Source organism: Sulfitobacter guttiformis, assembly GCF_003610455.1.
Taxonomy (GTDB): Bacteria; Pseudomonadota; Alphaproteobacteria; order Rhodobacterales; family Rhodobacteraceae; genus Sulfitobacter; species Sulfitobacter guttiformis.
The window spans coordinates 1,370,974-1,384,730 of sequence record NZ_RAQK01000001.1 but is presented as its reverse complement, the minus strand read 5'-3'; the positions used below and the strand labels follow the sequence as shown (position 1 = coordinate 1,384,730).

The 13,757-nt window shown below is 50.7% G+C and carries 11 protein-coding genes; 3 read left to right on the top strand and 8 right to left on the bottom strand.

Going from position 1 to position 13,757, the window contains the following annotated elements:
• The first annotated feature begins 1,034 nt into the window (after positions 1–1,034).
• A complete protein-coding gene (locus tag C8N30_RS06870; protein ID WP_025063768.1) occupies positions 1,035–2,129 on the top strand; it encodes a TRAP transporter substrate-binding protein in 1,095 nt (364 codons plus the stop codon).
• Between the two features lie 57 nt (positions 2,130–2,186).
• On the opposite strand, the gene C8N30_RS06865 is transcribed toward C8N30_RS06870, so the two are convergent.
• The 4 genes from C8N30_RS06865 to C8N30_RS06850 form a co-directional block, all read right to left on the bottom strand.
• Entirely contained in the window at positions 2,187–3,578 is a 1,392-nt protein-coding gene (locus tag C8N30_RS06865; protein ID WP_025063767.1) for a TRAP transporter large permease, read from the bottom strand.
• Positions 3,578–4,153 (bottom strand): TRAP transporter small permease subunit, encoded by a 576-nt coding sequence (locus tag C8N30_RS06860; protein ID WP_025063766.1) that lies wholly within the window; start codon positions 4,151–4,153, stop codon positions 3,578–3,580. Before C8N30_RS06860 ends, C8N30_RS06865 begins: the two co-directional genes overlap by 1 nt.
• A gap of 166 nt (positions 4,154–4,319) precedes the next feature.
• Positions 4,320–5,684 carry a sensor histidine kinase gene (locus C8N30_RS06855; protein WP_025063765.1) on the bottom strand — a complete coding sequence of 455 codons (1,365 nt, stop codon included), beginning with the start codon at positions 5,682–5,684 and terminating at the stop codon, positions 4,320–4,322.
• Positions 5,681–6,163 carry a putative pterin-binding protein gene (locus C8N30_RS06850; protein WP_025063764.1) on the bottom strand — a complete coding sequence of 161 codons (483 nt, stop codon included), beginning with the start codon at positions 6,161–6,163 and terminating at the stop codon, positions 5,681–5,683. The genes C8N30_RS06855 and C8N30_RS06850 overlap by 4 nt, the downstream gene beginning before the upstream one ends.
• A gap of 493 nt (positions 6,164–6,656) precedes the next feature.
• Between C8N30_RS06850 and C8N30_RS06845 the strand changes: the two genes are divergently transcribed.
• Both C8N30_RS06845 and C8N30_RS06840 read left to right on the top strand, forming a co-directional pair.
• Positions 6,657–7,727: a response regulator gene (locus C8N30_RS06845; protein ID WP_147419685.1), complete on the top strand. Its 1,071-nt coding sequence runs from the start codon at positions 6,657–6,659 to the stop codon at positions 7,725–7,727.
• A gap of 670 nt (positions 7,728–8,397) precedes the next feature.
• On the top strand, positions 8,398–8,970 hold the full coding sequence (locus C8N30_RS06840) for an MOSC domain-containing protein (RefSeq protein ID WP_025063762.1): 573 nt from the start codon (positions 8,398–8,400) through the stop codon (positions 8,968–8,970).
• Positions 8,971–9,254: 284 nt separating this feature from the next.
• Here the strand turns inward: C8N30_RS06840 and C8N30_RS06835 are convergent, their stop codons facing one another.
• From C8N30_RS06835 to C8N30_RS06820, 4 genes are all read right to left on the bottom strand, one after another.
• The gene (locus C8N30_RS06835; protein ID WP_170151162.1) at positions 9,255–10,154 is read right to left on the bottom strand and encodes an alpha/beta hydrolase; all 900 of its coding nucleotides are present in this window, start codon (positions 10,152–10,154) and stop codon (positions 9,255–9,257) included.
• Between the two features lie 640 nt (positions 10,155–10,794).
• Positions 10,795–10,959: a hypothetical protein gene (locus tag C8N30_RS19285; RefSeq protein WP_170151149.1), complete on the bottom strand. Its 165-nt coding sequence runs from the start codon at positions 10,957–10,959 to the stop codon at positions 10,795–10,797.
• Between the two features lie 799 nt (positions 10,960–11,758).
• Positions 11,759–12,220: a MaoC family dehydratase gene (locus tag C8N30_RS06825; RefSeq protein ID WP_025063759.1), complete on the bottom strand. Its 462-nt coding sequence runs from the start codon at positions 12,218–12,220 to the stop codon at positions 11,759–11,761.
• Positions 12,217–13,554, bottom strand: a complete 1,338-nt coding sequence (locus tag C8N30_RS06820; RefSeq protein ID WP_232222842.1) for an MATE family efflux transporter — start codon at positions 13,552–13,554, stop codon at positions 12,217–12,219. Before C8N30_RS06820 ends, C8N30_RS06825 begins: the two co-directional genes overlap by 4 nt.
• Between the last annotated feature and the right edge of the window lie 203 nt (positions 13,555–13,757).

Sequence of the window (13,757 nt, the reverse complement as noted above, 5' to 3'; positions counted from 1 at the left end):
ATAGTTTAGTGCCGAGATTAGACCATTGACTTTCAATATGCCCCTTTTGGGACATTACTGCACAATTCACTAACTGGAAGCGGGTAATCTAATGATCCAGAGATTAGCTATCTTTTCTCATCGGTTTGGTTACGGAAAGCTGGTGTGTCGACAGTGCCCCGTGTTCTAATGAAACCTCAGGCAAATTCTCTCTGTGTGCATCCGGAATGCGGTCCCAAACCGGCTCAGGACGCGACGAATGATCCGCGAACGCGTCCAACCTACAGTTATATATTAGATTGTATCCCGTTGCCGTTAGGTGGGGTCCCTCGGCGACACGGATGATTTCTAATTTTTCCAAATGCGGGATACATTATTCTCCGTCCCCCTTAGTCTGGTAATGCTTTTTTTGAGCACACTTCTTTCAAGCGTCAGATTAGCCAAGCATTCTTTCAACGCAGTGACACATCACTAAGCATCTTCACCTCGGGCAATGCCGCCTGACGCGCAGTATCGCCAGAAAGCTGATGCTTGCCTGCCTCCAAGGAATGCTCTGGGCCGGCTATTATAAGGGCTCTCGGTTGTGCGCCATCGGCGACAAGGAACGGCGGTTCTTTCCACGCCTCGTAATCCCGCGAGGACAATGCCGATCTTCTATTCCGATGCGTTCGGCTTCTGCCTCATCCTGATAAGACAAACCAGAAATTCTCACTCATTCAAATCCACAAAATTGCGGACGGGCACTGACGTCAGGCAATCGTCAATTGTTGATGAATAAACTGTTCGGCATTTTTATTGATATTTATGCAGCGATGAGTCAGGATTTTAAATCTATCAGAGATTTAGTCACATCATCAAAGGCGATATGACATCAGAGCATCCTTTTTATATTATAATGGTGCTTCTGGAATTCTCCTTGTTTTATGAGAGTAAAAAACAAGTCGGCTGGACATTCCTTAGTGTAGATATTTAGTTAGCCATGTTGGCCTTGCTGGCCAAACTGCAAGTTCAGGCATTGTCCTGTTGGCGGGTATTTTTCAGATTTGGGAGGATCTATGGATCGTCGTTCTTTTATTAAGCGTGCTGGTATCGCAGGTGTCGGCGCGACTGCTGCAGGGCTTGCTGCGCCTGCAGTTGCCCAGGGGAATATAACATGGCGTATGGTTACCACTTGGCCAAAAAACTTTCCCGGACTGGGTGTCGGCGCGCAGCGTCTTGGGGACCGTATCACGGCCGCGTCGGGCGGTCGGTTGACTGTTCAGGTATACTCGGCTGGTGAACTGGTTCCGCCGTTGCAGTCGCTGGATGCTGTCATCGACGGTACTGCCGAGATGAGCCACGGTGCGGCCTATTACTGGCAGAACAAATCACCTGCCTTGTCGTTCTTTACCGGTGTGCCATACGGCATGACCACGCCAGAGTTGACAGCATGGATGCGCTATCTTGGCGGTCAGGAACTCTGGGACGAGGTTTATGACCAGTTTGGCGTTCAAGGTTTCTTGTCCGGCAACACGGGTACGCAGGCAGGTGGTTGGTTCAAGAACGAACTCAAAAGCGTGGAAGATCTGAAAGGCGTTCGTTTCCGTACACCTGGCCTTGGTGGCCGTGTCTGGGAAAAGCTGGGCGCGACAGTCACCAACATGGCTGCAGGCGAGATCTTCCAAGCATTGCAATCGGGTACACTGGACGCTGCTGAATTCGTCGGCCCTTACAACGATCTGGCACTCGGCTTCCATCAGGTAGCTAAGAATTACTACATGCCATCCTTCGTTGAATCCGGCCTGGCGACAGAGCTTGTTGTGGACAAAGCCAAGTATCAGGCGCTGCCGGAGGACTTACAAGCGATCGTAAAAGATGTCTGTCAGGCGGAATACGATCAGGTCGCGGCAGATTTCTATGCGAATGATCCACGCGCGCTGCGCACTCTCGTCAACGAACACGGCGTTACTGTTCGTGCTTTCCCTGAAGATATCATGGAGGCGGGTGCAAAGGCATCGCAAGAAGTTATCGAAGAGCTGCGCAACAGTGATGATCCGATGGTCAAGAAGGTGACTGAAAGCTTTATTGAAGGTTTAAGCCTTGTGCGTGAGCGGACAGAAATGGTTGACCTACCCTATCAGGTATCGCGTCAGAAGTACCTTAAGTACTAAACTATATTGTTTTGTAAAAGCTGAAAGGCCCGGTACATGTGCCGGGCCTTTTACGTATTATCCGGCGATCAGTCGTGGCAGCCACGTAACAATTCCGGGGAATGCGAACAGGATTGCGATCGCAAGAACCTGGAGGACCACAAACGGTAGGATGCCCTTATAGATGGCTGAAGTTGGCAAAGTGTCCGGCGCGACGCCGCGCAGATAGAACAGCGCAAAACCAAATGGGGGTGTCAGGAACGAAGTTTGCAAGTTCACCCCAACGATCACTCCTAGCCAGACGGGATCAACATCCATCATCAGCAACACGGGCGCCGTAATCGGGATCACAATGAAGATAATCTCGAATGTGTCGAGAATGAATCCCAAGACAAACATGATGGCCATCACGACAGCCACTGCCATCAAGGGACCGCCGGGCAGATTGGATAGGAACTCGTGTACCAGATTATCGCCACCCATCAGCCGGAAAACGATCGAAAATACCGAAGCGCCCAGCAGAATGACAAACACCATCGACGTAATCGTCGCCGTTGCTACGGTGGTCTCCCGCAGGATGGTAAAGGACAACCTCCAGCGCAATGCTGCAAGGATCATTGCACCTACTGCACCCACCGACGCCGCCTCGGTCGGTGTAGCAATTCCACCAAGGATTGAGCCCAGCACGGACAGGATCAACAGCATGGGTGGCAACAGTGACACGGCGACCTCTCGCAGGAGATATTTCTTCTCTTCCGGGGGAACCGGCGTGGCCGGGCAGCTTTCAGGATCTGTTATTGCCTTAAAGATAGTATAGGCAAGATACAGCCCCACCAAAAGGAAGCCTGGGAGCAGGGCTCCGGCAAACAAGTCACCAACAGATACGGCAGTGGGGGCGAAATTACCTTTTGCCATCTGTACCTGAGAGTTTATGCCGGACAGCATATCGCCCATGAATATCAATACTGTAGAGGGCGGAATTATCTGACCCAGCGTACCGCTTGCACAGATCACGCCTGTTGCCAATTTAGGATCATAGCCCGCCCTTAGCATAGCAGGTAGTGAGATCAGACCCATAGTTACCACAGTGGCACCGACGACCCCTGTCGACGCGGCCAGCATGGAGCCCACGATGATAACAGACATGCCAAGCCCGCCACGCAGGTTTCCAAAAAGCTTTGCCATCGTCAGAAGCAATTGCTCGGCGATATTGGATCGTTCAAGCATCACACCCATAAAGATAAACAGCGGTACAGCGACCAAAACCTCGCTGGTCATAAATCCGATGTAGCGGTTGGGAAGTGCGCCGAAATTAGACGGATCAAAAACCCCGAATGCCATGCCAACGGCAGCAAACATCAGGGATACACCTGCCAAAGTAAAAGCAACGGGAAAACCCAGCAATAGAAAGCCGATGATGCCGAAAAACATGAGTCCGGCCAGAAGTTCGCCAATGAGTACGGGATCCATCATGCGTCACCTTCACTGTCGGACAAATTCGCACTCTCTCGATAGCGCTGCGACACAGGCAGCAGGTCTGAATGACCAGCGATCACGATGATCGATTTCAATATCATCGCAAGCCCTTGAAGCGCCAGCAATGCGATAAATACAATGATGAAGCTTTTCAGTATATAAAGTCCCGGCATGCCGCCGACGTTGGCGGAACCTTCGGAATAGCTCCACGCGCGTGTTACAAACGGGATAGAGTAAGCGTAAACTACAGCGCAGAAAGGAAGTAAAAAGAACACCGCACCGATAAGATCTACAACAGCTTTTGTGCGCATTTTTGCGGGCCTATAGAAAATATCGACGCGAACATGGTCGTTCCGCATCAGCGCAAAGCCCGCGACGGCCGTAAACATTGCACCGTTCAGCCAGATATAGAGGTCCTGCATCCAGACATAAGAGGTGGCGAAAAAATATCGCTGCACAACCACCGTGAAGCAGACAAGAACAATCCCGAGTGATAACCATGAAAAAATATGACCAATCAAGGCATTGAGGCCGCAGATAATCCTGAATCCTATAGCAAGTACCCGCATATCAAGCCCTCGGTTGTGATATGATGTTTCGATTGCCACAAAATTTGTACCCGTGCAATGCAACTGGTGAGGCCAAATGGTTTTGTGCTGAAATTGACTGATGGGCCTCAGTGTTTGAAGCGAGCGTGATAACTGAAGGTATGGGCGGGATGCTCTTACCGATAGATCAACCTTTTGCCGTCAAGCTAAATCTAAAAATTGCTCCGGTTGCCAGTGAGCTAGAAAAACTAATATTTCCACCATGCATTTCGATCAATTCTTTTGAGATGTTCAGACCCAATCCACTACTTTTATTTGGTCCGGTCTCACCGGGATTGATTTGATGAAAACGTGTAAAAATGCTTTCGTGTTCTTCCTCTGCGATCCCTACACCATGGTCCTCGACTTCGACCTTTACGAGGTTGCCAGATTTAAAGGCGCGTACAGTGACCTCGTCGCCGGAATTTGAAAACTTGGCCGCGTTCGACAAAAGGTTGCATATGACTTGAGAGATCCTGTCTTTATCCGCTTCGACCATCAGCGGTTCATCTTGGATTTCGACCTTGTACGTGACATGCATCTGATCGGCATATGCTTGGCAATCTTCGACGGCAGCCCAGATGATGTGCGATAGATCAATAAGTTCCAAACGCAACTTAACCTTTCCCTCCATGACCTGTTGAGCATCCAGTATGTCATTTACCAGCGTCAAAAGCCTCTCGGAGTTCCGCTCAGCTATAGCAATGACTTTCTTAGCTTGGGCCGCCGGCATTGCATCAAATGTGTTAATCAGGATCCCTATCGCTCCGCGAATTGAAGTTAGCGGCGTTCGCAATTCATGGCTGATAGCGCTCATGAAGCGATCTTTCGCTGCCGATGCTGCGCTAGCTCTATTAGCCAGATCCTCTAATTTTAGGGTTGTTGCACGGCTTTCTCGTAAATCCAGCACTAGAAAACCACAAAATGCTGTTGTCAGTAACAAAATGGCCGCTAATAGGTATCCGATAGCACCGGCGAGCGAGAGCGCGTTGCTGCGGTACTCGTACATAGATCGGGATTTTTCTTGCGCTAACAGGAGTGCAAACCGTTTCAGCCTGGGATCGTACGGCTGCAAACTATCTTGCAAGAGCTTCGCATTCTGAGCACGTTCTGTTAGCGAATTTTCTGATACTTGAAGTGCCTGTATCGCGTGTTCAATTGACCTGAAAGTCTCTTCAAGAGATGCGATAGGATTTTCTTCTTCTGGGAGCGCAGAAGAAAAAGCGGCCATGGCTCCTAATTGCATTATATTGATGCGGCTCCAGGCAATGTCGAATCTCAAGGCAACGTTACTGCCCGTTAACTCGCCATCACCATAGAGGTTTATTGATTCCTTTAGCCTCAAAAACTCGTGCTGTAGCTGGGACGTCACCCACAAGGGATCACCTTGCTCAACGACAACAACTTTCCGCAAATGTTCATTCAATGCCCAAAGAACGCCGCCGCTCAGGGCTGCGGCCACGATGAAAAGAACAAGCAAAGTGGTCCGGATCGGCCGTTTTATGAAGTTCATTTGAGTGTTATTTTGTCAAGTTGCCAGACGAGCCGACCATTGTAGATGTCATCATTCAGCTCTGGATGTTCATCAATGGGATAAATAACCCAAATCGGCCCTTTGTCTCGGACCGACATCTCTTTCTCATTCATCAGGATGGCCAGAATGACATTGTAGTTATACGCATCCTTGGCAGGTGCACTTACAAAAAAATCGTTTAGCGCATGAAGTTCTATATCGTCATTTGGGCCGATACCATTTTGCTCGAGAATTGATCGCAATGTTGGGCCGGAAAATGTAGTTATGTCATCGACGTAGTTGTTTCTGGTTTTGACAAAGGCCTGCGGAAGATTTGATAAATCTTGAAGCGTATAGCTTGCGATCTTACCATTGGCCTCAACTGTAAGAATTTGCTCCGTCTTTCCTGCAACAGGAAGAGCGAAAAAGCAAAGTGTAAGTGCAACCAAGAGCTGCTTTGTTCTTACCGTGACAGACATCTTTTTCCCTTTGCTTATACTTGAGCGTTCTTGGCACACTCTACCTATAGGCGAAAAAAATGGTGGTATTAAGACATAAATAGCCTTCTGTACGAAGGGAGGGCGGGCAAAGCTGGGATCGGAGGACACTGTGGGTGTTCAGGGCGCTGACTTGTAGGTCATAATTTCGCCAATAAGTAGCAATAAAAGTAGTCCTAGCCCTTGCCCCTTGAACGCTTTAAGCGGCTGCCAAAGTTGAAATTATGGATGAACCTTCGGAGCAACGACCAAATATACTGGTTTCCAATGACTTTTGCGTTTGAACAGTCAGAATATACGAGTTGAGTAATTGATAGTCTTATACCTTATTGTCGGGGCCTTTTTTGGCTTGTTCGCATTCGCTGCCGCCCTTCACCTCGGGTCATCACTTTGGCTTGCCTTCGGCCTTTATACATTGGTCGGATCCACAACTATCATCCTTTTGTCTGTTGCCCGGGTAATCACGAATATATTTATGCGTCGCGGTGATGTTCTATCCCCAGCGGACCATCGGGTCCAAGGAGATGACTCAGATCCTGTTAATTCCTCCAACAAAGAGCTGACCGCGCCTATCGAGGTGCCAATGAGGATCCTTGCTGTAGATGATGACCCATTTATCCTCGAAATTATGCCGCTTATCTCGGCAAAGGCTGGGTTTTCCGAGCTGACAGCCGTTGCTTCAGGTGGGCAGGCGCTAGAGCTGTTGAAAAGCAGCGAAATTTCCTTTGATTGCATCTTGCTCGATATCAGTATGCCTGTAATGGACGGTGTGGAACTCTGTGAGCTTGTTCGACAGATGCCCCAATATAGTGAAACCCCTATAATCATGCTAACCGCGAAACGGGACATCGCGGTTATGGGTGACGCCTACAGAGCCGGTGCCACAGACTATGTCGCGAAACCCTTCGATATTGCAGAATTGAGCGACCGTTTGCGAATAGCGCAGGAGCTGATCCTCGCTCAGCGAGATCAGGTCAGACAGACAAACACAGAATACAAATTAGACTTGGCTCCGACCTATGCCCTCAAACTCCCGGACAAAATAAAGGTCGAAGGTATTGGAAGTCTTGTCGATTTCGAAGCATTTTCGAGTTACCTAAGCCAATTGCCCGCAAAACAGGTGACTGATATCCAGATGTTTGCGGTTGTCATTGAGGCAATCGAAGCGGTCGACATGCAGCTCTCATCTCGATTTTTTGCTCCGCTGCTTCAGGATGTTGCTGAATCATCTGCCAAATGTTTCAAACCCGATCAAACAGTGATGGCCTACACCAATAACGGAACGCTCCTGATCGCGGTGAATTCGGTGCATCCAATGCTTGCGATTGATATCGAGGCCAAAATCGAGAATGCTATGCATGCCAACAATTCAAAACGTAATGCTGATGAATATATCGGGATTGCCGTATCTGTCGGAGGGCCGGTCCAACTGCGAAGCGCGAAGGCCGAACGCGCTCGTATCGCAGCAAACCAACTGATAAATCTTGCAGATACTAGAGTGCTGGACAAACAGGGTAGAAAAGTCGCGGGTCTGTTCAAGCGATAAATTCAAGCTTTAGGCCGTCCGTGTCAAATGGACTAAAATATTGATTTAGACGGCTTCCCAAACTGTCAGTACATATCACAGCTCCACACCCATCTTGCGGATGCTGTTGTGCATAGTTGTATCGCAAGCAGTAATTGAATGGCTGGTGAGTTGCTCGTGATACCCTAAACACTGACACACCCGTGTTTTCAGCTATCTCGAAACGAACTAACCCTAGGGTTGTGGTTTGCAGGCCTTATACGCATTGTTTGATCTTGGCTGACGCCATTGCGTCTATGACCTGCAATCAACAAAGATCGCAACCTCACAACTTGCTGTTGATCGCCATGTTGAAGAGAGCAAGAGCACGGTTGTTTTTGCTGCCGCATGACAAAGATCTGCTATTTGCTGTCAATTAATGGCCAAGCGGTTGGCTGATCACATTTAGTTCACAGAATTGGCGTGAACAGGCGGTGAGGTTCATCGCGTAACCAACCACATGACTTCCAAATACTCTGTTCTAATGCTATCCGGCGCGCATCAAGCCGCCCGCACTGGGTACTTGCTGATCAAACTGCAGCAATAGGTTCGGTCCGAATGAAGCGGTGCATGCTTGAAAAATAAAACTTTTCACTGGCTTAGACATGATAGGCTGGACAAGCGATTATTAAGCTGGACAAGGAATACGAAGTTGGAAGCGATAGAGCCACAAACTCCCAAACACGCAACGATTTCTGAATGCGAAGCAGCGCTGGATCACATTTTGGCTTCACCGAACAGTGGCGCTACGATAGGGCAGTTGTGCTTTCGACCTGATTTTGGCCTCCGGACGTTTCCCGTTGCATTAGAGATGAGCGTCTCTCACGGCATCATCGGGGAAAGATGGACCAAGAAGCCTTGGTTAACCCTACCTAACGGCGAACCGGATCCCCGAATTCAAGTTTCTATTCTCTCACAGCGGGTCATGGATCTGTGCTGGCGCGATCGTACGAACACTGTTCATCCTGGTGATCCTATTGTTGTGGATATGGACCTCAGCGCCGCGAACCTCCCGGTCGGAACTAGATTAAGTGTTGGTTCGGCGCTGCTGGAAGTAAGCGATAAATTCAACACGGCTTGCATCAAGTGGCGCGACAGGTATGGGAACGATAGCCTGAGATGGATCAACAAGCGCGAGAACCGTGATTTTCGCCTACGTGGAATTCTTTGTAAAATCGTGAGAGACGGGACTGTTAAGGTTGGGGATCGACTAATCAAACTTTGATGTGCGTTGGAAATGTCTGAATATGCAGGATTAGACTACCTGCCAGATATTTACCCTCTCTACCCCTGAGTTTGGTGGGTCGCCAAAGAGCTTAATGAAGCGGAGGATTAAGGCGGAATACTCAAATGCCGCTCCGCCTGCCAAGTGGCCATGGGCGTGTACAACTGAAGTAAAAACTGGATGCAAACGAAGCGAAAGCCTACAAAGAGCCCAATGTATGAATGTCGGTTGTAGGAAAAAGCGAAAGCACATCCTAACCACGATTTCTGTGACAGAATTGTCTGTTACTCTCCATAACCGCGCGTCAGCACTGCATCTATATGCAACAACGCTTCTTCCAGTGAGGTGCGCCAAAAATTCCAATCATGCCCGCCTTCAGTGACACGGAACCGATGTTTGATTCCCGCATCTCTGAATACGACATGTAGATCTGCATTTGCTTCGAAAAAGGGGTCATCAGAGCCGATCTCAAAGTATAGTCTCGGAATACGCTGAAAGCGCGCTTTGTCAGTTTGGTCTACAAGACTCTCAGGTAGTAATTCTGTCCAAGCCACGTTCAGGCGCTCTTTGCCCTTTAAGTCAGGCCCAATAATGCCGGCGTACCGACTTTGGTATCCCTCGGTGGAGAGGTCCAGAAGCTGCTCCTCTGTTCTGAATGCTGAGCTCAGGGCGGATACTCCTGCAAACGCGTTGGGCTCCTGCATTTGGTAAATGGTTGCTGCTACCGCACCCATTGAAATCCCGAGGATTGCGCGAGCGTCACCACCACCAATGGCACGGTGGCGCTTTTCTACGGCGGGTATAAAATCTTCAAAGAACATAGTTTGCCAAGCGACTTGACCGTCGTGGTCATCCAAAAAATATGTTGCAATATCGTTAGCGCTGTTCCGGCGCCCGTCAGGGGCGATCGCAATCAAGGGGCGAATTTTACCATCGCGGATCATTCGGTCCAGTGTCTGGTCGAGGCCTGCAAGAGTGAACCAATCGCTTGGTTGTCCGCTGCCCCCACCATGCAGTAAATAGAGCACGGGATAGGCGCGTTTGTCTTGGTCATATCCAGGCGGCAAATAGAGCGCGTAGGCTACGGGCCGCCCCAAAGTCTCACTGCCCAAAGCGTTGTCAAAACGGACCTCTGCCATTGCAGGCGTCATCAGCAACGCGCCCATGAGCCAAAAATGGGCCAAACAGCTAATTAACCTTAATCCAATCATCAAACCTTCTTAACAGACCTCAATATTGTACACCTGACTCAATGACCTTGCGACACTCGGTTGCATATTTGCAAGGTGTATCGAGCTATCTTAGATAGCGCGGCCCCGTCTCGATACTTCCAATAGCGTGAGAGTGCCAATCGAACTTACAGGTTACAACGATCTTACCTGCGCATCTGAGTTCAAGTTGGCATCCCTTCAATGCTTCGCTTTAATGCGACTGGAGCATTACAACTGCAACCTTTGGGGTTGGACAATCGAAGAGGTCGTTATATTCGCACAGCTGCCATCCATTGAAGTTCAGCCAATGCATTTGCAGCCAAGGGCGGAAACGAGCCTTCTTTGCCAAATTTGTGCACTAGTTTAGAAGTCAGGTACGATGTGGGAGGTCTAAATCTTTCACAACTGATTGAGTTTTGACCAGCGTTTTGGAAACAGGCAAAGGTTGTTGCACATGCCTTGGAGGGTGGCGCAGTTTTATTTATGATAGAACCCGATGTATTGCCGGAATGTGCGAGAAGGATATCCAGTCTAGTAACAGCACCGCCAGGGGCGTAATGCCCGCCGTTGGGAAAGGCAGCGATACGCCAAGACCGGTGAGTATGGCTCCCTGTCAGAGCGGCAGTTCGCTTGGCATAGGCGGTGCTGCAAAGCGGCCGACCATGCCCTGTGCGTATACCGAATACTCCGCAAACCGGACATCCGCGAGGATGCGCCCAGTATATTGCTCGATGTGGACGGTGCGGTCATCCGCCGAGGTTGCGCGATCATTGCTCATTAAGGCGCGGCTGATCGTCCAAACGCTAGCTGTCCTAAGGACCAGATTGAACGCAAGGAAGAGCTCTTTTACCGGCTTCGGTTGAAAGATTACCTTTTCAAAGGTCACCTGCTGCGCCACGTGGATCGATTTGGGAACTTTACAGCCCTTCGCATTGAACTGACCTCGCTTTATAGACCCACAGGCCGTTCGTCGATTGACCCAGAGTTGAAGATCCGGATGCGCTGGTAGACGAACCTTAAGGAATTTGATGAGAGGTCCGACCTTGCGAAGAAGTTCACGTGAACTTCGCCTACGCTGGTTTCGCCGCCTCGACCTTGAAGGGGCGGTGTCAGAACCTTCAGCCTTTAACAAGAACCGACATAGGCGTGTTACTGATGATGATCCCATGCGGCGTGCCTTTGATCCTGTGGTTGGTGTCTGCGCAGATAATGGTATGATCGCAGCACTGTAGCGTTGATCGACGAAAGCACTCGTCACGTCGATGCCAATCATGAAAGAAAGGCCGCGCCTGAAGAACTTGAATAAAAATGGCTGGAACGCGCGTCGTCATTCGGCTGATGGATGAGGAGGTTCGACACGCCATTCGAGACCTCGCGGATATTGAGGCGTTCAAGTTGCCCGCACCCGGCTGAAGAAAACTGAACTGCTGTTTGTCCACCTCAAGCGGTGGCAAAACCAACCCGGCTTTAGCTTTTGAGCTGTGACAAGAATAGGCTAAAGCTAAACGCAAAGATGCGTGCTTTATCGCTTGAAATTTTGCTTAGTTTCTTGCCGACCTTGTTGTCAAAAACTCAGATCATGAGATCGTGCTTGTCTGTCGTGTCATAACAACCAAATTACCGACGGACTCCTGAACAACCTCTTCATTTTGGTTCAATGTCCTGCTGCGAACTTTGATCATACCTTGGGTCGGTCGGGATTTCGAGGGCCGTACCTCCAGAACTTCTGAAAATACCCGCAGCGTGTCACCGGGCCGGACGGGTCTGGGCCAGTTCAGAGATTCGAATCCTGCGCCGATAATTCCGTTTGCAGGTGCCATTTCACCACCGACAAGAAGTTTCATCGTCATTGCTGCGGTGTGCCAGCCGCTTGCTGCCAATCCGCGAAAAAAGGTTGTCTTGGCCGCCTCCGGGTCAAGGTGAAAGGGCTGCGGATCAAATTGGTTAGCAAAATGGATGATTTCCTCCTCTGTTACAACTATCTGGCCCGAGCTGTAAGTCTGGCCAGCCTTAAAATCTTCAAGATACATTTGCGTCATAACTGTCTTTTTCTCCATCCACCGCGCTGGATGGCGATTGCAATGATCAGCCCGTAGACCAGCATGGCGCAGCCGATGGCAGTGAATATACCGTCGATCCCCATGCCTGTGTGTGTCGTGAGAAGCAGTGCTCCGAATAGAGCGATGACCATACGGCTCAGACTGCTAATCACGGGCCAAAGCATACGGCCAGCCCCCTGTGACGCAAAATAGAACGCGAGCCCAAGCCCGAAGAAGGCATAAAAAGGCGCCACAATGCGGAAGTAGCTGCGCCCGGCATCGAGTGCTGCGGTGTTGGAGGGGGCAAGGAACATTCCCAACCAGAGGTCCGGAAAGATCGCCAACAGCAAGCCGATGCTGCCTACAATGCCCGCCGCAGCAAGCGAGCCGGTCCAAGCCACAAGCAGCGCGCGGTCGGTGCGACCGGCACCGATATTGGCGCCGACCATCGCCGTCATCGCAGCTCCGATCCCGAAGATAACCGGGATCATCAGAAATTCCAGTCGAGCGCCTAAACCGTAGCCCGCCAGTGCCCCCTCGCCGTAACGACCGACCAGCCCCGTCATCATGATGATTGTGACTGTCGTTAGTACAGTATTGATCGCAGCAAGCGTGCCTACGCTAAGGATGTCGCTAAACATATCTGGAGCGATGCGACCGATCGTCCCTTGAAACGACAGACCCGTACGCCCCAAGGCGATATACCCGATCGCAAAGATCGCCCCAATGCAGAAGGCGAGGATCACACCGAGTGGAAGGCCTGCCATGCCGAGTGCCGGCAACGGTCCCCACCCAAGCGCAAAGCCACCCGAAAGCGGAATGGAGATCACTGACACCATCAACAAGAGGAGTGCGGGTATCTGCATGTTGCCAGTGCCGCGAATTACGCTGAGCGAAGCATTGCAGAGCCAGATTGCCACGCAGCCTGGAAAGAAGACCAGCGCATAGGTCGTAGCGGCAGCAACCGTTTCTTCTCCGCCGCCCAGCATCATGAAGAAGGATGTGCCAAACAGTGCGACAAGCACAGCCATAGTCACTGCTAGGCCGATCGCGATGATCCATGCGGCAAGCGTAAGCGTCGCCGCCCTGCCTACATCCCCCGCACCGAGTGCGCGCGCGACGGAGGCAGAAATCGCACCGCCGATCGCGCCCGCCGAGAGCATCTGCGTCAGCATAACCAACGGGAACACCAGTGCTAATCCTGCCAAGGCGGTTACTCCGAGTAGGCTTGCGAAATAGGCCTCGGCAATGCTTTGCGCAGCCTGCACGAACATCGCCAGCACGTTCGGCGCCGCCAGCTTCGCAAGGGTAGGTGCGATTGGTGCCTCAAGCATGAGCCGCGTCCTGGAGGCGCGTGAGATCGCGGCCGCATTTGCCATTGTGTTTGCCGCCGAAGTCTGGCCGCCCGAGGTCATTCGCTGACGCCTTTTGGACGGCGGTCACTAATCTGTGAGGTCAGAAAGCATCTTACATTATTCACTGCTTTTGCTCACCTTTTGTAAAGTCTTGACCGGCTCAACGAGCAGTCAGGAGGTGC